The following is an 18,754-nucleotide window of genomic DNA, read 5'->3' on the forward strand; positions in this document are numbered from 1 at the left end:
CCGTGACGCTATGAAGCGCCACGCGCCGGCACATCGGGGCCTGCACGAGACTTCCGGGCGCGCCGACTGTGGCTAGCCACAATGGCAGCGCGCCCGCTCTCTGAGACGATCGCCCCGTGCGCCCAACGGTGCTGGTCGTCGACGACCACGCGGAGTTCCGCCACTCCGCGCGTGCGCTGCTGGACGCTGAGGGTTTCGAGGTCGTCGCGGAAGCGAGCGACGGCGCCGAGGCACTGGCCGCGAACGAGCGCGCGAAGCCCGCGATCGTGCTGCTCGACGTCCAGCTTCCCGACCTCGACGGGTTCGCCGTCGCGGAGCAGCTGGCGCGGGGACCCGACCCGCCGGCGGTCGTGCTCACCTCAGGGCGCGACGCGCGTACGTTCGGCGCGCGGTTGAGCACCGCGGCCGCGCGTGGGTTCATCGCCAAGCGCGACCTCAGCGGAGCAGCGCTTGCCCGCCTCCTGGGCTGACCGCACGCGCCGCGCGCTGTGGCCTGCCGGCGCCGCGATCGGGTTGGCCGCCGAGTACGCGGCGAACGGGCTCGATGCGCCAGGCCGCGCGCTTGCCGACCTCGCGACGGGCTGGGTCGTGCTCGGCTGCGGGCTGCTGCTGTGGAGACGCGCCCCGCGCCGGACGACCGGCCCGCTGCTGGCGGCGACCGGTCTGACGTGGTTCGCCGGGAACTTCGCCGGCGCGCTCATATACGTCCACCGCGGCCCGCTCGTGCACGCGCTCGTACCCTCCTCGCCGGCGATGGTCGTCGCCGGCTACGCGGCCGCGGTGATCACGCCGGTGTGGGAGAGCGAGCCGGCGACGCTCGTGCTGTCGGCGGCGCTCGCGCTCGCGGGCCGTCGCGGGCCGCCGCTCGCACTCGCGCTCGTGCTCGCGGCCGGAGCGCTCGCGCGGCTCGCGTTCCCCGGCGGCGATGCGGACGACGCCGCGCTGCTCGCGTACGAGGTCACACTCTGTTGGATCGCGATCGCGCGGCTGACCGCGAGCCGCCGTGGCGCGCTCGCCGATCTGGTCGTGGAGCTCGGCGAGCATCCATCCCCGTCGCTGCGCGACGGGCTCGCGGCTGCGGTTGGCGACCCGGCGCTCGAGCTCGGCTTCTGGCAGGACGGCGCCTACTGCGACGCGCATGGCGACCCGATCGAGCTGCCGCCGCCAGGCGGGCGCCGCGTGGCGACGCTGATCGAGCGCGACGGCCGGCCGCTCGCCGCGCTCGTGCACGACGCGGCCGCGCTCGACGACCCTGCGCTCGTCGAGGCCGTCGCGGCGGCCGCCCGGCTCGCCGCGTCCAACGCGCGGCTGCAGGCCGAGGTGCACGCGCAGGTGGACGAGCTGGAGGCGTCGCGGCGGCGCCTGCTCGCGGCCGGCGACCACGAGCGGCGGCGGCTCGAGCAGCGGCTGCGTGAAGGGGCCGAGCGCCGCCTCGCGCGCCTGGCGGAGGTGCTGGAGCCGCTGCCCGCCGAGCGTGTCGAGCGTGCCCGCGGCGTGCTCGAGCGCACGCGCGCGGACCTGCGCGAGCTGGCGGCGGGGCTTCATCCAGTCCGCGCGGGGCTGGGCGACGCGGTGGCCGCGCTCACCCGCGACGGCTCCGTGCCGGTCGAGCTCACCGTCCCGTCGGAGCGTCTTGACCCCGAGGTCGAGGCGGTCGCGTACTTCGTCTGCGCCGAAGGGCTCGCGAACGTCACGAAGTACGCGTGCGCCACGCGCGTCGAGATCCGTGTCGAGCGCTTCGACGGGCGGGTCGTCGTGGAGGTCGCCGACGACGGCGTCGGCGGTGCCGATCCGGAGCGCGGCAGCGGGCTGCGCGGACTCTCGGACCGGTTGCAGGCGCGCGGGGGCCGCCTGCGGGTCGAGAGCCCGGACGGCGGCGGCACCCGCCTCGCGGCCGAGATCCCGCTCGACTAGCTGATCTTGCGCCAGGGCTTGCCGCCCCAGTAGACGCGTGCGAATGCGTCGAGGCCCTCGCCCGAGGCGATGTTCGAGAGCCGCAGTTCGCCGCTGCGCAGGCTCCATGCGGCCGTGAAGATGTCCAGGCCGTATGCGTCGCCGCAGTCCGGATGGTCGGCGTGGACGGTGACGCGACCGCCGGCCACGGCGTAGCTGCCGCGGCAATCCGTCGGGTTGCTCGGGTTCCCGCCCACGTGGTGCAGCCAGCGCCCGCCGCGGAACGTCATCGTCATGATCCCGCCGTTGTCGTTCGCGGAGCCCTCGTCGACCCCGTGAGCGACCATGAACGAGATCGGCATGTCGGTCCGGTACACGCCCTCCGGGAACGACGGCGGCTTGTCGATCCGCGTCCACGGCCGGCCGTGCAGCAGCTCGCGCACCGCCTGATCGCCCGGCTCCGCCGGCGGCAGCGCGCGGACCCGGCTCCAGCGGATCGTCGCGCCATCGATCGTGTACGCGGCCTGCCACGAGCCCTGGCACTCGCCGCCGTCGGTGAAGACGATGACGTCGCCGGCGATCCGGTAGCGGCCGGAGCAGCGGTTCGCGCCATCGCGAGCGCGCCAGCGCCACTCGTAGCGGCCGCCGTCCATGTGGATGGTCTGGAGGCCCAGCTCGTGCCCGGCGACGTCCTCCGCGAGGCCCGCCCGGATCCCCTCGTCGTAGGTCACGCGGGCGCGCCAGACACCGTCGAGCGCGTGCGGATCGCCTGACGCCGCGAGCGCGGCCACCGGCGGGGGCTCGCACGCCGCGGGCGCCGCCACGGGCGTGCCCGTCTCCCGCGCCAGCCGGCGGATCCGGCCGATCAGCGCTTTCGTGCGCGGGTCGCGCTCGAGGTCCGCGTAGACGACCGAGGCGGCAGCGCGCAGGTTCGCGAGGCCGGTGGGCGTGGTCTGCACGACGCGGCCGCCCTGCTCGCAGTAGCGGCGTGCGCCCTCGGCCTCGGGGACGATCGAACCGATCGTCTGCTCGCGCGCACGCTCGGCCGCCTTGCGCAACACGTCGCGCTGCTCGTCGCTGAGCGCGTCCCAGGCCTCGCGGTTGACGACGATCGTGTCGGCCTTCGGGTACAGCGTCACGTTGGCGGTGGCGGTCGCCACGCGCATCGTCGCGAGCGCGAGCGCGAACGAGGACTCCGCGCCCGCCACGGAGCCGTCCAGCGACCCGCGCTTGAACTCCTGGTCGTTCAGGTCGGCGGGTAGGGCGCCGAACGTGCGCATGAGCGAGTAGGCGACGTCCGAGCGCGGCACACGGATCGTCGCGCCGAGGTAGTCGCCGGGCGCCAGCAGCGGACGCTTGAAGCCGAACGGATGGCGCAGGCCCTCGGGGACGAGCGCGAGGCCGACGACACCGGCGCGGTCGAGCCCGGCGAGCAGTTCGCCGGCGAGCGAGCCGCGGCTGATCCGGTCCAGCAGCGGCTCGGACGTGACGAGAAACGGCGCGTGCAGCGCCCGCAGGCTCGTCACGCCCTCGGTGTCCCACGCGCGTGCCGGGATCACGCCCATGTCGAGCTTGCCGGCCGCGACCATGCGCGCAACGCGCTGGTCCCAAGCGGGGTGCGACTTGCCCGCCGCCTGCCAGGCACCAACGATCCGGATCCGGCCGCCGGACAGCGTGCGCGCCTCGCGCGCAAGCTCGGTGATGATGCGCCCGGAAGGGCGCCCCGGCGTGTCGTCGGTGCCGATCCGCAGCGTCACCGTGCCCCCGGAGCCGCCCGCCTTGTCGCCGCCGCAGCTCGCCGCGAGCAGTACCAGCGGGACGATCAGGAGCTTCTTCATGGTGAGACGACGCTATGGCGACGCGCTCGCGCGCGCATCGTGGCGGTCACGAGGATTCTCTCCCACCGGCACTGTTGCCAGCAACAGTGCCGGGCTGAAGAATGCGGGCATGAGGTCCGCTCGCGTCGTCGTGTCCGTCCTCGTACTGGCCTACGCGCTCGCCGTCGTCCTCGTGCTGCCGCGCTCCGGTCCGCTGATCACCAGCTATGCGCGCGCGTCGGACGCCGCGCAAGCACTCGCGCTCGTCTGCGGCCTCGCGCTGCTCGGTGCCGGCCTCCTCACGCTGTGGGAGCGCCCGCGCGACGCGCTCGGCCCGGTCGCTCTCGCGGCGGGTGCCGCCTGGTTCGCGACAGATTGGGTCGGGTGGGAGGGGGGCCCGCCGCTTGCTCGTAGCCTCGGAATGGTGCTGGCGCCGCTGCTGCCGGCGCTGCTGCTGCAGCTCGCGTCGCCGCCGCGCCCCCTGGTCGTGGCCGGCTACGCGGCGACGGCCGCGGTGAGCCTCGGGCTCGCACTGTTCCGCGACCCGTTCGAGGACGAGCGCTGCTGGAGCAACTGCACCGACAACGTCTTCCTCGCACGCGCGGACGAGCCTGTCGCGCGCGTGCTCGGCGGCCTGTCGGTCGGCATCGCGATCGTGCTCGGGCTGGCGCTCGTCGCGACGACGGTACGCCGGCTTGCGGGCGCGAGTCCGACGGGCCGGCGCGCGCTCTGGCCGCTGCTCGCGCCGCTCGCCATAGCCGGCGCGGCGGGCGCCGGCTATGCGTTGGCGCTGTCGGTCGCCGTGGAGGATCCGCGGCGGACCGGCTTCGCCGCGCTCTACCTGATCCGCGCGGTGGCGCTGACCGGGGTCGCCGCGGGCCTCGTCTGGATCGCGACGCGCGCGCGCCGCACGCGCGCCGCGGTGGCGCGAGTCGCTGCAGCGCGCGCGGTGCCGCTGCGCGACGTTCTCGCCCAGGCCCTCCGCGACCCGGCGCTGGAAGTGGCCTATCCGCTGCCGGGCTCAGACCGGACGGTCGACGCGCGCGGCCGGCCCGCGGCGCTCGGCGGCAGCGGCCGAGCGCTCACCCGGATCGTTCGCAGCGGGCGGCCGGTCGCGATCGTCTCCCACGACGCGACACTGCTCGACGGCCCTGAGCTCGAGCGCGAGATCGGCGCCGCTGCGCGCCTCGCCGTCGACAACGAGCGACTGGAGGCCGTCGTTCGTGCGCACGTCGAAGACCTCCGCGCCTCGCGTGCGCGCATCGTCGAGAGCGGCGACCTCGCACGGCGCCGGCTCGAGCGTGACCTGCACGACGGCGCGCAGCAACGGCTGCTCGCGCTGTCGTTCGAGCTCCGCCTCGCGCAAGCCGGCGCTCAAGGCGGCGTCGCGGCCGCCCTGACTGAGGCCGCAGGCGAGGCGCAGGCGTCGCTCGACGAGCTGCGCGAGCTGGCGCATGGGATCTATCCGGCGATCCTCGCCGAGGCAGGGCTCGAGGCGGCATTGCAGACCCTCGCGGAGGCCGCGCCGCTGCCGGTCGAGCTCGGCGACATCACCGGCGAGCGCTTCCCGGCTTCCGTCGAGACCGCGGCCTATCTTCTCGTCGCGGCGGCCGTCGAGGAGGCCGGCGGCCATCTCTCCGTGGCGGTGCGGCGTGACGGACGCCTGCTCCGCATCTCGCTCGCCGACGGTCGCGGCGGGCCGGCGGCCGCGGCGCGCCGGCTCGCCGACCGCGTCGGCGCGCTCGGCGGCCGGATCGACGTGCACGGCGGCGCCGTCGTGGCGGAGCTGCCATGCGCGTAGTCGTCGCCGACGACGTGATGCTCACCCGCGAGGGCATCGTGCGGCTGCTCGGCGACAGCGGCATCGAGGTGGCCGGCCAAGCCGAGAACTCCGACGAGCTGCTGCGACAGGTGCGGCTCACACGGCCCGACGCGGCGATCGTCGACATCCGCATGCCGCCCACCCAAACCGACGAAGGGCTGGTCGCCGCCCAGCGCATCCGTGCCGAGCACGCCGGCGTCGCCGTGCTCGTGCTCTCCAGCTACATCGAGCCCGGATACGCGCTGCGGCTGCTCGAGGAACATCCCGAGCGCGTCGGCTACCTGCTCAAGGAGCGCGTGTTCGACGCCGCGATCCTCGTCGACGCACTGCGCCGCCTCGCTGACGGCGAGTGCGTGATCGACCCGACGATCGTCGCGCGGCTCCTCGGGCGCCGGCGCCGGCGCGATCCGCTCGAGGAGCTCACTCCCCGCGAGCGCGAGGTCCTCGGCCTCGTCGCCGAAGGGCTGTCCAACCACGCGATCGCCACGCGGTTGGTCGTGACCGAACGCACGGTCGAGGCGCACGTCAAGCAGGTGTTCCTCAAGCTCGGTCTCGGCACGGACGCCGCCACGCACCGGCGCGTGCTCGCCGTGCTGGCCTATCTGCGGGCGAATCCCTAGGCCGTTCCGATCGCCGATATGGTTCGAGTCGTGAGGGCGCTGATCATCCAGGGCGGATGGGACGGTCACTCGCCCCGTGCCTTCGCCGAGGCCTACGCGGGGATGCTCCGCGAAGAGGGATTCACCGTCGAGACCGCGGACTCCTTGGACGTCCTGATCGACGGGCTTGACGGCCTGAGCCTGATCGTGCCCGTCTGGACGATGGGCAGCATCTCCGAGTCGCAGCTGCGGGGGCTTCTCGACGCCGTCGCGGGCGGCGTCGGCCTTGCTGGTTTTCACGGTGGTGCGGGCGATGCGTTCCGTGACGCGGTTGAGTATCAGTGGATGGTCGGCGGGCAGTTCGTCGCCCACCCCGATGGCATCAAGGACTACGCCGTCGCGATCGTGGACCAGGAGAGCCCGATCACCCGCGGTCTCAGCGACTTCACAGTCACGTCCGAGCAGTACTACATGCACGTCGACCCGTCCAACCACGTGCTGGCGACGACCACCTTTCACCCGGCGACGGCTCCCTGGGCCGAGGGTGTGGTCATGCCGGTGGCGTGGACGCGCCGGTGGGGCGCGGGCGCGGTGTTCTACTGCTCGATCGGCCACGCGGTGGCCGAGCTCGACGTGCCCGAAGTGGCCGCGTTGCACCGGAACGGGATGCTCTGGGCCGCTCGGCGTAGCGCGGCGTGACGGCGGCGCGGCTGACGATCGATCCGTCGGGCCGCTGCCGGTCCGCGTAATGGCCGGTGTCGCCGGCGAGCCGCCAAAGTCAGGGCTTCGCATCCGCTCGCGCGCGCTCGTGTGGGAGGCCATCTGGGCCGAGCGGAAATGACGCCGTGATGCGAGTTCCAACGCCGACCGGGCTGTCGACGGTCAACTGGCCGCCGAGCGCGGCAACCCGGTCGTCCATCCCGATCAGGCCGGTTCCACCGGCGTTGGCGCCTCCCACCCCGTCGTCGCATACGTCGATCCGGAGCACCCCTTCCGCCGCGACGGCCGTAACGCCGGCGCGGGTCGCCTGCGCGTGCTTGGCGACGTTGGTCAGTGCTTCGCCGATCACGAAGTACGCGCTCGCCTCGATCTCGAGCGCGAAGCGGTGCGCGGGCACGTCCAGGTCGACCTGGAGGTTGGTCCGCTCCACGAGCGAGCGCAAGCCGGCAAGCAGGCCACCGCGAAGGAGCGGGGTGGGGAGGATGCCGTGTGCGAGCTCGCGCAGCTCCGCGTTGCCCTGCTCAGTCTGCCGGAGCGCCTCCTCGACGAGCGCGTCCGCGTCCGGCTGGCCGTCGCGTAGCGCGCGCAGGGCGAGTTTTTGGACGACGATGCTGTGCACCAGGCGCTGCTGCGCGCCGTCGTGCAGGTCCCGCACGACCCGGCGTCGCGCCTCGTCGGCGGCGGTCTGCACACGTACGCGGGAGGCCACGAGCTGATCGTGTGCGTCGGCGTTCGCGATGGCGGTGCCGAGCAGCTCGACGAATTGCGCCATGCGATCCTCCGACTCGGCAGGCGGAACGAGGCCTACCGCATGCCAGAGGGCGGCCACAACGCCCCACGTCCGGCCGCCGACAAGCACAGGTGCCCCGATCGCCGCCGTGACGCCGAGCTCGTGGGTGAGGCGGGCGATCTCCCCGCGTACCGCGGCATAGTTCTCGATCCGGGCCGGTCGACCCGTCCTGCGAATGATCGTGGCGAGGCTGTCACCGTCGTGGTTGAGTCGCGTGCCGGACGGGAAGCGCTCCGCGTCGCGGCCGACATGACTCACGATGATGAACTCCTGGCCCGGTTCGAATCGCATCAGCGTGACGCCGTCGGAGGCGAGGAGCCGGCCCATCTCCCGCGCGACGGCATCAAAGACAGCGGAGGTCGATGCGCCTTCGGCCACCAACGTCGCCACACGGCGTAGCGCCGCCTGCTCCTCAGTGAGCTGTAGCGCCTGCGCGCGCGCTTCGGCACCGCCAATCGCCGTCGCGACGAGGTCGACGTACGGGGTAACGCGAGCTTCGGTCTCCGGCGGCAACAGCTCTTCGTCGAGCGCCCACAAGGTCAGAGCGCCCCACACGTGGTCCCGGACGAGAATGGGACAGCCGAGCGCCGACCGGACCCCGACGTCGACGGTGCGCTCTGGGATCGTGCCCGCCCGGGCTTCGCTTGCGATCCACTTGGTCCGGCCTTCCCGCAGCACAGCGCCGACGATCGCCTCGTCGGCGTGGGGGCGCCGCGCCGCCACGGTCAACCGGGCCGCAGCGTGAGAGCCCGAGACGGCGACCACGCTGACCGTTCCGTCGCCCTCGTCACGCCACAGCGCACAGTCGACGTTTCCGATCGCGCACGCCGCCTCCCGCACCGCTTCGGCGAACACCGCGTCAAGCGGCACCTCCCTGGCGATCAGCGTCGCGACCCGCCGGAGCGACGCCTGATCCTCGGCCAGTCGAGCGACCTCAGCCCGCGCGTTGGCGTTCGCCACGGCCGTCGCCACGAGGTCGGAGAAGTTCGCCAGCCGTGCCTCGGTATCCGCCGCGAACGGACCCTGCTTTGAATGCACGCCCAAGGCCCCCCACGGCTGACCATCGACGATGATCGGAAACGCGACCGTGGATACTGCTCCGAGGACATCGCGGACATACGCCGCCAAAGGTCCGGGAACGTCTGACCAGTCGTCCCAGCGCACGCGAAGCTCTGGCGAGGCGATCGTCGTCGGCTCCTGTTCAGCCGCCCAGCGCGGGGCCCCGGATGGACGGCTGCCATCCGCCGCCCAAAAGGCAAGCGTTTCGACAGAGTCCCGATCAAAACGGGCCATCCCCGCGAAGTCGGCCTCGAGCAGCAAGCCGATTTCACGCGCGACGGCCTCGAAGACCTCGCTCGGGTCCGCGGCGCGGGCCACCAGTGTGGCCACCCGGCGCAGTGCCGCCTGTTCGTCCGCCAGGCGCTCGAGCGGGGGATCGTTACCGCCGCGCACGCGCCGACGTGCCATGCGCGGACAATACCGGAGCATCCACGGGCCCCGCGGCCCTCTGGGATTCAGCGTCACCCGGAGCGGGTGATGTGTGCGTCCACCGCGGCGGGATATCGTCGCGTGATGCCACTAAGACCGTTGCGTCGTGCGCCGATGATGCTCGGCGGAGTCGGCTTCCAGGTCGGCTTGGACGAGGCGCACCACAAGCAGCTGCAGGCGCAGTGGGAGGCGGCGAGGGCTGCCGCGCCGGGACCCGACGTTGTCACGCAGCTCAAGGAACTCAAGTCTCTCCTCGACGAAGGTGCGCTCACGCCTGAGGAGTTCCAGACGGCGAAGGGGAAGGTCCTGCAGAACTGAGCGAGGTGGGGAGGGAGGCGGAGGCGTCTCCGTTGCCGAGGCACGCCTGCGGCAGACGGGAACGCGCCGGCCGCGCGATGAAGCGCTTCCGACTGGAGGTGACCGCGGCGCCGTCCCAGCGACCGTCGGGGTGAACGGGTGTCGCTTCGACGCACGCGCGCAGCGCGTCGAGGTCAGCCGGGTCGGCGACGCCCACCAAGTCCCGCAGCGATCCCCGCAGCTGCGCGCGGAGGAACGCGTGCGTCGGGGCGTCGTCGGGCGCCGTGACGGTGTCGCTCAGCGTGTCCGACACGACGACCTCGAGCCCCGCGGCGGCGAGCATGGCGGGGTAGCGCTCGGCGTTCGACGCGCCCGGCAGCGACGGCGACACGCGTCCGCGGCGGGCGGCTTGGAGGCGGTCCCAGATGCCCGGGCGCCCGAGGTCGTCCGCGAGTCGCACGATCGTCGCGTCCTCGCGTTCGAGCACGCACACGAGGCCGTGCGGAAGGAGCAGCTGCCTGAGGTTCGTGAGCGTGGCGACCTCGTCGCGGGCGTGGTGGATCGCCATCGCCGCCCAGGCGAGGTCGAACGTCCCCAGCGCCTGGAGATCGTCACCGTCCAGGTCCAACGCGCGCGTCTCGACGCGATCGGCCACGCCGAGTCGTGCCGCTATGGCCTCCGCGCGGGCGAGCATCGCGGCGGAGCCGTCGACCGCGACGACGGTCGCGGACTCAAAGCGCTCGGCGAGCAGCGCGGTTCCGACACCAGGTCCGCATCCGAGGTCGATGACGCGGCGGACCGTGTCGCCGGTCGTCGCGAACCGGTCGGCGCACAGCGCGATCGCCTCGGAGGTGAGGCCGGAGGTCAATTGGCCCTCGACTTCAAGGGCCGCGGCGATGCGCTCGAGCTCGAAGGCTCCATGGTGTCCGTGCGGCATGCGACCTACGCTAGCCGCCTAGTGCGCTAATCGCATACCCTCTTGCCGATGACGCAAGAGAGTTCGCTCGAGAGTGCCGCTCGTCGCCGCTTGCGCGCACTCCGTCAGGCGCGTGGCTGGTCGCTCGACGAGCTGGCGCGGCACGCCAACATCGGCGCATCGACACTGAGCCGGCTCGAGACCGGGCACCGGCGGATGGCGATCGACCATCTCGTGACGCTCGCCCGCGTGCTGGACACGACGGTCGACGAGCTGCTGATCGCGGACGACGACGAGGATGTGGTGATCCGTCCGCGCCGCGACGCCGCGGGCAGCTCCACCTACTGGCTGCTCACCCGCCCGGACGATCCATCGGGACGGGTCGTCGCCAAGATGCGCATCCCGGAACACGCGCAGCTTCCCGAAGCGCGGGTCCATCCAGGCCGCGACTGGTTCTACGTGCTCGAAGGCACCGTGCGACTACGGCTCGGCAGCCGCGAGGTCCTGGTGACCAGCGGTCAAGCGGCCAGCTTCGACACGATGACCCCGCATACGATGGCCGGCCACGGCGGGCCCGCCGAGATCCTGAGCATCCTCGATCACCACGGCGAGCGCGCTCATCTCCACTCCTGATCGTGCCTCGGTCGGAGCGGGTGCGTTCACGTCACGCGCTGCGCCAGCCAGTAGTCCAGGCGCTTCTCCATCCGGCCCGAGTCGAGCAGGTCTCGTACCCACGCGTCGACGCAGGCCTTCCACGCCGGGTCGCCCTTCGAGAGGCCGAAGGCGACATCGAACGGGTCGAGCATCTCGTCGGCGGACACTCGCCGGCCCGTGACCCGCCCGTTGAGACCGACGGCGACGAGCGGCGGGTGTTTGAACTCATCCCGGATGATCTGCATCGCGGACGCGTCCGTCATCGTCGCTTCGGCGCGGCCGGCGGCGATCGGCTCGTAGAGGATCAGCTGGCCGGTGAGGCGCTCCCCGTTGATCCGCGCCCGCGGCAGGTACTTCTTGGCCAGCCCGAGCTGGGCCGTCCCGAACCCCGCGACGAAGCGGACGCTCGGGCGATTGAGGTCCGCGATCGTCTGGTACGGCGAGTCCCGCGGGACGTAGAACAGCTGGCCGGCCCGGTAGTAGGGCGTGGAGAAATCGATCAGCTTCGCCCGTTCGCGGGTCACGAACAGCTGAGCTCCGATGATGTCCGCCTGGCCGGTGATGAGCGTGCGCGCGAGGACGTCGTACGTGTACTCGGTGATGTCGTAGTCGACGCCCAGCAGCGTCGCCAGTTCGGCCGCGTTCTGCGCTTCGACGCCCGCCCAGCGGCCGTCGCGCAGCTTGAAGCCGAACCGCGGCGTCGCACCGATCGCCCAGAACAGCGTGCCTTCGTCCTTGATCCGATCGAGCGTCGGCGACTGCGCGTTGCAGGCCCGCGTGACCGCCTCGGGGAACCGGGTCTGGATCGGCGGCGGATCGAAGTCGCCGTTGGCCGCGTTGCCGGTGGACGCCGGGTGCGAGCCGTCGCCACCGCACGCGCCAAGCACAATCAGCGCGCTGAGGAGAACCGCCGGCGGACGACGCCGCCCCGTAGCCCGCGTAAGGATCCGCACAACCCCAATCCCGTAGTCTACGGCACGAGCGCGTGAAATGAACCAAGGGCTCACTGGCCGCATGGTCGTTGCGAGTGCCGTGCTTGCGCTCATCGTGGGAGCGGCGTTTGCCGTGCTCCTGATCGCCATCACGGGCCTTCGCGCGTCGACGGAGCTCGGCCGCGAGACCCAGGAGGAGCTGGCCGCGGTCGACGCGCTCGAGCGGTTGGCCGTCGATCTTGAAACGGGCCTGCGCGGCTATGTCATCACGCGCGAGCAACGCTTCCTCGAGCCGTGGGAGGACGGACGCACCCAACTCCCCGCGATCGCGGCGCGGCTCCAACGCCTGGCGGCCGGCGAGTCCAGCGATCTGGCGCGGGCCGAGCGCCTCGTCCAGGCGACGAACGACTACATCGGCGCGTACGGCGAGCCCCTGATCGATGCCGTGCGACGCTCCGACCCGTCGGCCCGCGGTGTCGCGACCACCGACGAGGGCAAGCAGCGAACCGACGCGCTCAGGGCGAGCTTCAACCGGCTCAAGCAGGTGGGCCGCGAACGCTTGACCGCGCGCGAGGCCGACGCCGAACGCGACGCGCGGCGGGCGACGATCGCGGCCATCATCGGCGTCGGCGGGTCGCTCTTGCTCATCGCGCTCTTCACGGGCTATCTCTCGCGCGTGATCGTCCGTCCGGTCCGCCGCGTGGCCGGCGCCGCGGGCAGGCTGGCCGGCGGCGACCTCGGCGTCCGGCTGTCCGAGGCCGGCGTGGGCGAGATCGGTGAGCTCGAGCGCGCGTTCAACCGGATGGGAAGCTCGCTTGAGGTCAGCCAGGAGCAACTGCGGCGCCTGGCCGACGAGCACGCCGCGCTCCGGCGCGTCGCGACGCTCGTCGCGCAGGCCGTCCCGCCCGCCGAGATCTTCGCGGCCGTCGCCACCGAGGTCCGCGGGCTGTTCGCCGCCGACAGCGTCGCGATCGCGCGGTTCGAGGACGACGGCGCGGTGGTGATCGTCGCGGCCGATCCCCCCGGGCACATCGCTGTCGGTGTGCCACTGGCGCTTGGCGAAGGAACGTCGATCGCCACGGTGCTCAAGACCGTTCGTCCGGTCCGGACCGACGAGTACGCACACCCCTCGGGTCCGCTGGCCGACGTGATCGACGAGATGGGGCTGCGTTCCTCCGTGGGCTGTCCGATCCTCGTCGAGGACCAGCTCTGGGGCGCGATCGCCGCCGGCAGCCGCGGGGAACCGCTCGGACCCGAGACCGAGGTGCGTCTCACCAAGTTCACCGGGCTCGTCGCCACGGCCATCGCCAACGCCGAAAGCCGCTCGGCGCTCGCGGCCTCGCGCGCCCGTGTGGTCGCCGCCGCGGACGACACGCGCCGCCGCATCGAGCGCGACCTGCACGATGGTGCGCAGCAGCGACTCGTCCACACGATCATCACGCTCAAGTGGGCCCACCGTGCGCTCGGGAACCGGCGCGAGGACGCCGGCGAACTGGTGCGCGAAGCGCTCACCCAGGCCGAACAGGCGCAGGCGGAGTTGCGCGAGCTGGCACACGGGATCCTGCCGTCGGTGCTCACCCGCAACGGTCTCCAGGCGTCCGTGGACACGATCGTGTCCAACACGCCCCTCGACGTAACGACCGAGGTGACCGATCAGCGCTTTCCGGCCGCGGTCGAGGCCACCGCCTACTTCGTCATCAGTGAGGCGCTCACCAACGTCGTCAAACACTCGAAGGCTGACCAGGCGGAGGTCAAGGTCGGCGTGAACGACGGCACGCTGCGGATCGAGGTCCGAGACGCCGGCGTGGGGGGCGCCGACTTCGAGGACGGTACGGGTCTGATCGGCCTGCAGGATCGTGTGGCGGCCCTCGACGGACGGCTTCACGTCACGAGCCCTGCCGCCGGCGGCACCGTGGTCGTCGCGCTTCTGCCCGTGGGTTGAGGCCGGCCGCTACTGCTTGAGCGTGCCGCGGCGCGTGAGCTTTTCCCACAGCCGGCGGTGCTGGACCTTGATGTCGCCGAAGAACGTCCCGCCGCTGAGCACGACCCGCGGCGCGCCCGGAGTTCGCAGCCCCGCGTCGAGCTTGGTGCGGCCGATCTGCGTACGCGCCCGGAGTTCGACCTCGACGCCCTCCGGAACGAGCAGGACCACGTTCCCGAACACCGCGCGCGCGTTGATATGCGTCTCGATCGTGGTGATCTGCGCTTGGCGGAGGTCGAGCTTGATGTTGCCGAACCACGTCCGGAACTCATTCTCCGCGTCCACGGTCCAGGTGCCCACGCGCTTGACGTCTCCCACCGCTCGGATGTTCGCCGTCGGCACCGCCTCGTGGACCACGATCGCGTCCGGCAGGTCGGACGTGAGCGGCACGAGCTCGGAGCGCATCACAGCGCCGGCAGCCGCTTCGATCCGGTCGGTCAGGTCCTCGAGCGTCAGTCGTCCCTCGGCCGCGGCTTCACGCAAGCGGTCAACGGTGGCGTCGCGCTCGGCATCGGAAGCCCGGATGTCCATGCCACAGCACTCTAGGCGCCGGCGTGAGGTCATTCCGAGGTCGCCCTGCCCGGCGGCGACGGACGTCAGGTTCTCCTCACCGCCACCTGATCCGCGCACTGCACTCCGTCGCAGATCACATCACAACACCCGCGACCCACGAAGGCTGAGTGGCCGCGCCGCTGGTCGCCTCGAGCGCGACGACGTCCTATCCCTCGATCTTCTTGCCGGCCGGCGAGACGACGTACCACTCCGCCCCGAAGCCGTCGACGTTCTGGCCCTTCGTATCGCCCGCCTTCTTGTCTTGGACGAAGTAGTACAGCGGGTGTCCCTTGTAGGTGACCTGCGTCGTGCCGTCCGCGCGCTTGCTGGTCCCGAGCAAGGACGCCTTCGCCGAGCCGGCCGCCTTCGGGCGGCCTTTGGTCGTCAGCGGCGGCCACGCTGTGGCGCACGCGTCCGCGCATGTGCTCTTCTTCGTCCGGTCCTTCTCAAAGAGGTAGAGCGTGCGGCCCTTGCTGTCGACGAGGTAGGTGCCGAGCTTGCCGTGACGCGTCTTCACGGTCGTCGAGCCGGTCGCAGCGAGCCCGGGGCCCGCGAACGTCACTAGGCAAGCCGCGGTCAGCGCGATCAAGCCGATAATCAAGCGCATGCTGAACCTCCCGTACGTCGCCCAAGCGGGGACCTTCACGTCTCGGGATACGCGCCGGTTCGAACCGAGGTTCGGCGTCGAGCTCGGCCGCGTGAGAGCGCCCTGAGAACAGCGAAGGTGGCCCGATCGTGATAGGGGGCGCTTCGACGGCTTCGGGCCGGAGGGCGCCGGTTGATGGAATCCCGGCTGGGTGGAGGCGCGGCTGGTCGATATCCATGGTCGGGAGTGGCTGTTTCACGACAAGCATCGTCGTCGTGACGGTGACGCGAAATCGCCACGACGGTGATGATCGCGCCGAGGAACACCGACACCTTGACGAGCAGCTTCCCGGCTATTGGTGGACACACGTTCGATTGGTGAGTCTGCGCATAACGGGTTTGAATGCCGCGCCGTGCACAGACGGACCCTCATCGCGCTCTTCTGTTCGACAGCGGCGCTGTTTCCCGTGGCTGCCCGCGCCGACACCGCCGGGGTCTGGACGACCGCCGGCGGCATGAGCGCGTCGCGGGCCGCGCCGGTCGCCTTCCCGCTTCCCGACGGTGGCGCGCTCGTTGCCGGCGGGTTCGACTGGACCCGCACGCGTGATGCAGAGCGCTACAACGCTGCGAAGAACTCCTGGACAGCCGCAGCGCCGATGCGTGAACGCCGGTACTCCGCGGCGACCGTGCCGCTGGCGGACGGCCGGGTGCTGGTCGCGGGTGGCATCAGCGACAGCGACCCGACGGCTACGGCCGAGCTCTACGATCCGGCGACGGGCGCCTGGACCGCCACCGGCTCGATGCTCGTCGCCCGCTCCGACCACGACGGCGTGCTGCTCGCGGACGGGCGGGTGCTCGTCTTCGGTGGGAACAGCGGCGGGTCACTCGCCGAAGGCGCTGAGATCTGGGATCCGGCGACCGGCACGTGGAAGCGGACAAGCGGCCCCGTGATGCCGCGCGACAGTGCGGCGATGGTGCGCCTGACCGACGGCAAGGTGCTCGTCGTCGGCGGCTGGAACGGCGACTATCTGGACACCACCGACGTCTATGACCCCGTGGCGGACACCTGGACGGCGGGGAAGCCCATGGGTGAGCGACGGGGTGATCCGGGCGCGGTGCCGTTGCCCGACGGCCGCATCCTGGTGGCCGGCGGGTACACGCGGGTGGGCGTGTTCGGTAACGCCAGCCGGACGAGCGAGATCTACGATCCCGCGCAGGACAGCTGGACCCCGTCCGGTCTGCTGCATCGCGGGCGTGCGATGTCGGAGATGGGCAATCTGGCCGGCGGGCGTCCGTTCATCAGTGGCGGCCACGAGTTCGAGCTCCACGTCATCGACGGCATGCTGCAAGGGGTGGAGCAAAACGAGGACACACTCGAGCTCTATGACATCGATACGGGCACATGGCAGATCTCTCCGCCCGCGCCGCTCGCCCGCTGGAGCCACGCCGCGGTCCCGCTCCGCGACGGCTCGTTGCTGCTCGCCGGCACCTCGCATCACCTGACCGGACTGTCTCCGACGACAGTGGACCGCTACTTTCCGCCCGGGCTGACGCCGCCAACCGCGATGCCAAGCCCTACACCCACCGCCACGCCGACCGTCACACCTGAGCCGACGCCGTCCGCGACCCCGGCGCCCGAGACCCCGCGCATCACACCGCAGCCCGTCGTCAAGCCCCTCCCGCCCGTGCTCGCCGCGTTGCCGAAGGCGCTGAAGGCGGACGCCAAGGGCCGGATCGCGCTGCGCCTGCGCTGCACCGGCGCCGGTACCTGCCGGGACACGCTCACGCTCAAGACACGCGCGGGCAAGCGGCTCGCCCGCACCGTGGTGCGCATAGCGGCGGGGCGCACCGCGACCGTGCGGCTCACGCTGGGCAAGGCGGGGCTGCGCGCGCTCAAGGGCCGCTCGACCAATGTCACGCTCGAGCTCACGCAGGCCAAGGTGCACGTTCGGGGCACGCTCAAGCGAAGCTGACGCGCGCGCACCGCGCCCGGTTTCGCGAGGGCCGCCCGGCGAGGCAGCCCGATACGGCTCACACGTCGCCGTAGTGGATCTCCAAGCTCGCGGGCACGACACCGAGGTTCCGCACGCCGACGAACCCCGGCCTCGAGGACCGGGTCATGCGCTCACTCCCGGAACCAAGGCGCGATCCAGGCGCGCCCCGGGCTTCGCAGGAGACAACCGAGCGCATTGGCGTTGGACGATTGCCGCCCCCACTGAAACGCCATGTTGCCGTCGGTGAGCGCGATACTGCGATCGCCGAGTACCTGGCACGCGCCGTTGTCGACGACGTCCCCGCCGATGGTCCCCGAGATCTGCGCGTGGGCGCTGTCGACCAGTGCCGAGAATCCAGCCGTGGCCGCGAGGATCGCGACCGTCGTTCCGAGCTTGGATGGGTACATGCGGTTCTCCTTCCGGGTGCCGATCTACTCTCCGAAGGCGAGCGTGTTTGAGGTTCCGTCCTTGACACGGGAGCCAAGAGGCAGGCACGTGAGAAACTCGAGGTCGGTCTGATTGTGCTCGTAGACGGACGCGCCGAGCCCGGCGTGGCCGTTGTAGCCGATCACGCCCGGCCCGTGAGCATCGGCGCACGCCGAACCTGCCGCGGCGAGCATGCCGACAGCGATCGCGAAGATCGCCAAGCAGTGCTTGAGGTCGATGTCGAAGATGGGCTCCGCCTTTCAGGATGTGTTCGGCGGTATGACCCCGGGGAGAGCGGCAAAGTTGGCCACATGCAGCACCCGTTCACGCGGTACTCGCAACGCGGCGTGCCGCTAGCGTCGAATCGCGAGACCTTTCGAGACCGTCTTCAGGACCGGCCGAACCTGTGCCTCGCGGCCTCGCAAATGATCAGGATCACGCCGTACACGGCACCTCCGAGTAGCGCTGTGATCACGAACTCGACAGCGCCGGAGAACGGGTCGAGTCCGAGAAGCGCCGCGACGCCGAAGGCCACCACCACGCAGGCGATCGCGTCGATGACCCGGCGAACCTCGGAGACGAGCATCGGCCTGCAACCTAACGGCTTTCGTCGCGAACGCCCGGCTGTAGAGTCCTGAGTGATGAAGGTACTCATCGCCATCGGCTTGGTCATCGCCGTGTTCGGGGTCGGCAGCGGCTTGGCCGCACTGCCGGTCACGGTGAACGAGCCGTGCTCGACTTGGTACGGCGCGAACGAGGCCGACGCGTGGCGACCGCAGGCCGCTACCAATCTGGTTCCACTCGGGACGCGGTGCGAGTATCCACCCGGTTCGCGCACCCTGCACGAGGATCACGTCCCGAGCACATTCAGTTATGCAGCATGGCTCGTCGTCGTTGCGGCGTCCTGCGCATTTACGGTCTCGCGCTGGTGCGTGGCCGCGCTGCGCGGAGCGGCGTGCGCACTGTTGATTGCGGGCCTGTTCGGGTTGCTCTACGTGTACTGGGGCGAGTACACCGCGGCGGCGTTCAGCTCGTGCGTACTGGGCGCTCCGCTCGTCTTCGCACTTGACGTGCGTGCCCGAGCCGATCTGCAGGGCTCACTGCTGTTCTGCCTGGCTCTTCCCGTGATCGCGAATGCAGCATGGTTCGTGCCCGGGTTACTGGGTGCCTACGCGGCTGCGGCGGCGTGCGTGGCACTCGGAGGCGCGCTCGCTTCGTTCGCGCTCGACCAGGCGAGCCGCTCGTTCGTGGCGGGCGCAGATGTGGCCTGATGGAGCGAGGATCGCGC

19 protein-coding genes are annotated in these 18,754 nt (G+C 71.5%); 10 read left to right on the plus strand and 9 right to left on the minus strand.

Annotation, left to right across the window (positions count from 1 at the left end):
- The first annotated feature begins 116 nt into the window (after positions 1–116).
- Together OM076_RS00460 and OM076_RS00465 are read left to right on the plus strand one after the other, a co-directional pair.
- Complete coding sequence (locus tag OM076_RS00460) at positions 117–470, plus strand: response regulator (RefSeq protein WP_270037311.1); 354 nt, start codon at positions 117–119, stop codon at positions 468–470.
- On the plus strand, positions 451–1,914 hold the full coding sequence (locus OM076_RS00465; RefSeq protein WP_270037312.1) for a sensor histidine kinase: 1,464 nt from the start codon (positions 451–453) through the stop codon (positions 1,912–1,914). The genes OM076_RS00460 and OM076_RS00465 overlap by 20 nt, the downstream gene beginning before the upstream one ends.
- On the opposite strand, the gene OM076_RS00470 is transcribed toward OM076_RS00465, so the two are convergent.
- A complete protein-coding gene (locus OM076_RS00470; protein ID WP_270037313.1) occupies positions 1,911–3,731 on the minus strand; it encodes a TRAP transporter substrate-binding protein in 1,821 nt (606 codons plus the stop codon). The two genes, OM076_RS00465 and OM076_RS00470, sit on opposite strands and share 4 nt — an antisense overlap.
- A 109-nt stretch (positions 3,732–3,840) precedes the next feature.
- On the opposite strand from OM076_RS00470, the gene OM076_RS00475 reads away from it, so the two are divergent.
- Genes OM076_RS00475 through OM076_RS00485 form a run of 3 tightly spaced genes read left to right on the plus strand, consistent with a single transcriptional unit; the run spans position 3,841 to position 6,830 of the window.
- Positions 3,841–5,511, plus strand: coding sequence for a histidine kinase (locus tag OM076_RS00475; protein WP_270037314.1), 1,671 nt, complete (start codon positions 3,841–3,843; stop codon positions 5,509–5,511).
- Entirely contained in the window at positions 5,502–6,152 is a 651-nt protein-coding gene (locus tag OM076_RS00480; RefSeq protein ID WP_270037315.1) for a response regulator transcription factor, read from the plus strand. The genes OM076_RS00475 and OM076_RS00480 overlap by 10 nt, the downstream gene beginning before the upstream one ends.
- Positions 6,153–6,182: 30 nt before the next feature.
- Positions 6,183–6,830 (plus strand): ThuA domain-containing protein, encoded by a 648-nt coding sequence (locus OM076_RS00485; RefSeq protein ID WP_270037316.1) that lies wholly within the window; start codon positions 6,183–6,185, stop codon positions 6,828–6,830.
- Positions 6,831–6,909: 79 nt separating this feature from the next.
- Here OM076_RS00485 and OM076_RS00490 read toward each other — a convergent pair whose 3' ends face one another.
- Positions 6,910–9,108: a sensor histidine kinase gene (locus tag OM076_RS00490; RefSeq protein WP_270037317.1), complete on the minus strand. Its 2,199-nt coding sequence runs from the start codon at positions 9,106–9,108 to the stop codon at positions 6,910–6,912.
- Between the two features lie 105 nt (positions 9,109–9,213).
- Here OM076_RS00490 and OM076_RS00495 point away from each other — a divergent pair, with 105 nt between their 5' ends.
- Positions 9,214–9,447: an SHOCT domain-containing protein gene (locus OM076_RS00495; RefSeq protein WP_270037318.1), complete on the plus strand. Its 234-nt coding sequence runs from the start codon at positions 9,214–9,216 to the stop codon at positions 9,445–9,447.
- Here the strand turns inward: OM076_RS00495 and OM076_RS00500 are convergent.
- On the minus strand, positions 9,398–10,363 hold the full coding sequence (locus OM076_RS00500; RefSeq protein ID WP_270037319.1) for a methyltransferase domain-containing protein: 966 nt from the start codon (positions 10,361–10,363) through the stop codon (positions 9,398–9,400). The genes OM076_RS00495 and OM076_RS00500 overlap by 50 nt on opposite strands.
- A 48-nt stretch (positions 10,364–10,411) precedes the next feature.
- On the opposite strand from OM076_RS00500, the gene OM076_RS00505 reads away from it, so the two are divergent.
- Complete coding sequence (locus OM076_RS00505; RefSeq protein ID WP_270037320.1) at positions 10,412–10,975, plus strand: helix-turn-helix domain-containing protein; 564 nt, start codon at positions 10,412–10,414, stop codon at positions 10,973–10,975.
- 26 nt (positions 10,976–11,001) lie between these two features.
- On the opposite strand, the gene OM076_RS00510 is transcribed toward OM076_RS00505, so the two are convergent.
- Positions 11,002–11,883: a substrate-binding periplasmic protein gene (locus OM076_RS00510; RefSeq protein WP_270037321.1), complete on the minus strand. Its 882-nt coding sequence runs from the start codon at positions 11,881–11,883 to the stop codon at positions 11,002–11,004.
- Positions 11,884–12,028: 145 nt separating this feature from the next.
- Here OM076_RS00510 and OM076_RS00515 point away from each other — a divergent pair, with 145 nt between their 5' ends.
- Positions 12,029–13,870: a CHASE3 domain-containing protein gene (locus tag OM076_RS00515; protein WP_270037322.1), complete on the plus strand. Its 1,842-nt coding sequence runs from the start codon at positions 12,029–12,031 to the stop codon at positions 13,868–13,870.
- A 9-nt stretch (positions 13,871–13,879) separates the two neighbouring features.
- On the opposite strand, the gene OM076_RS00520 is transcribed toward OM076_RS00515, so the two are convergent.
- Both OM076_RS00520 and OM076_RS00525 read right to left on the minus strand, forming a co-directional pair.
- Positions 13,880–14,440 carry a DUF1707 SHOCT-like domain-containing protein gene (locus tag OM076_RS00520; RefSeq protein WP_270037323.1) on the minus strand — a complete coding sequence of 187 codons (561 nt, stop codon included), beginning with the start codon at positions 14,438–14,440 and terminating at the stop codon, positions 13,880–13,882.
- Between the two features lie 187 nt (positions 14,441–14,627).
- Entirely contained in the window at positions 14,628–15,068 is a 441-nt protein-coding gene (locus tag OM076_RS00525; protein ID WP_270037325.1) for a COG4315 family predicted lipoprotein, read from the minus strand.
- Between the two features lie 445 nt (positions 15,069–15,513).
- On the opposite strand from OM076_RS00525, the gene OM076_RS00530 reads away from it, so the two are divergent.
- Entirely contained in the window at positions 15,514–17,019 is a 1,506-nt protein-coding gene (locus OM076_RS00530; RefSeq protein ID WP_270037327.1) for a Kelch repeat-containing protein, read from the plus strand.
- Between the two features lie 152 nt (positions 17,020–17,171).
- Here OM076_RS00530 and OM076_RS00535 read toward each other — a convergent pair whose 3' ends face one another.
- The 3 genes from OM076_RS00535 to OM076_RS00545 all read right to left on the minus strand — a co-directional run bounded on the left by OM076_RS00535 (position 17,172) and on the right by OM076_RS00545 (position 18,052).
- Positions 17,172–17,447 carry a hypothetical protein gene (locus OM076_RS00535; RefSeq protein ID WP_270037328.1) on the minus strand — a complete coding sequence of 92 codons (276 nt, stop codon included), beginning with the start codon at positions 17,445–17,447 and terminating at the stop codon, positions 17,172–17,174.
- A gap of 24 nt (positions 17,448–17,471) precedes the next feature.
- Positions 17,472–17,687 (minus strand): hypothetical protein, encoded by a 216-nt coding sequence (locus OM076_RS00540; RefSeq protein WP_270037329.1) that lies wholly within the window; start codon positions 17,685–17,687, stop codon positions 17,472–17,474.
- 167 nt (positions 17,688–17,854) lie between these two features.
- Positions 17,855–18,052: a hypothetical protein gene (locus OM076_RS00545; RefSeq protein WP_270037330.1), complete on the minus strand. Its 198-nt coding sequence runs from the start codon at positions 18,050–18,052 to the stop codon at positions 17,855–17,857.
- Positions 18,053–18,107: 55 nt separating this feature from the next.
- On the opposite strand from OM076_RS00545, the gene OM076_RS00550 reads away from it, so the two are divergent.
- Positions 18,108–18,737, plus strand: a complete 630-nt coding sequence (locus OM076_RS00550) for a hypothetical protein (RefSeq protein ID WP_270037331.1) — start codon at positions 18,108–18,110, stop codon at positions 18,735–18,737.
- Positions 18,738–18,754 lie beyond the last annotated feature (17 nt).

Source organism: Solirubrobacter ginsenosidimutans (genome assembly GCF_027587205.1).

Bases quoted from the DNA above. Each gene is read 5' to 3' on its own strand.
- OM076_RS00505 (WP_270037320.1), top strand. From the start codon at position 10,412: ATGACGCAAGAGAGTTCGCTCGAGAGTGCCGCTCGTCGCCGCTTGCGC.
- OM076_RS00535 (WP_270037328.1), bottom strand. From the start codon at position 17,447: ATGTACCCATCCAAGCTCGGAACGACGGTCGCGATCCTCGCGGCCACG.
- OM076_RS00490 (WP_270037317.1), bottom strand. From the start codon at position 9,108: ATGGCACGTCGGCGCGTGCGCGGCGGTAACGATCCCCCGCTCGAGCGC.
- OM076_RS00495 (WP_270037318.1), top strand. From the start codon at position 9,214: ATGCCACTAAGACCGTTGCGTCGTGCGCCGATGATGCTCGGCGGAGTC.
- OM076_RS00545 (WP_270037330.1), bottom strand. From the start codon at position 18,052: ATGCTCGTCTCCGAGGTTCGCCGGGTCATCGACGCGATCGCCTGCGTG.
- OM076_RS00550 (WP_270037331.1), top strand. From the start codon at position 18,108: ATGAAGGTACTCATCGCCATCGGCTTGGTCATCGCCGTGTTCGGGGTC.
- OM076_RS00470 (WP_270037313.1), bottom strand. From the start codon at position 3,731: ATGAAGAAGCTCCTGATCGTCCCGCTGGTACTGCTCGCGGCGAGCTGC.
- OM076_RS00500 (WP_270037319.1), bottom strand. From the start codon at position 10,363: ATGCCGCACGGACACCATGGAGCCTTCGAGCTCGAGCGCATCGCCGCG.
- OM076_RS00520 (WP_270037323.1), bottom strand. From the start codon at position 14,440: ATGGACATCCGGGCTTCCGATGCCGAGCGCGACGCCACCGTTGACCGC.
- OM076_RS00480 (WP_270037315.1), top strand. From the start codon at position 5,502: ATGCGCGTAGTCGTCGCCGACGACGTGATGCTCACCCGCGAGGGCATC.
- OM076_RS00475 (WP_270037314.1), top strand. From the start codon at position 3,841: ATGAGGTCCGCTCGCGTCGTCGTGTCCGTCCTCGTACTGGCCTACGCG.
- OM076_RS00525 (WP_270037325.1), bottom strand. From the start codon at position 15,068: ATGCGCTTGATTATCGGCTTGATCGCGCTGACCGCGGCTTGCCTAGTG.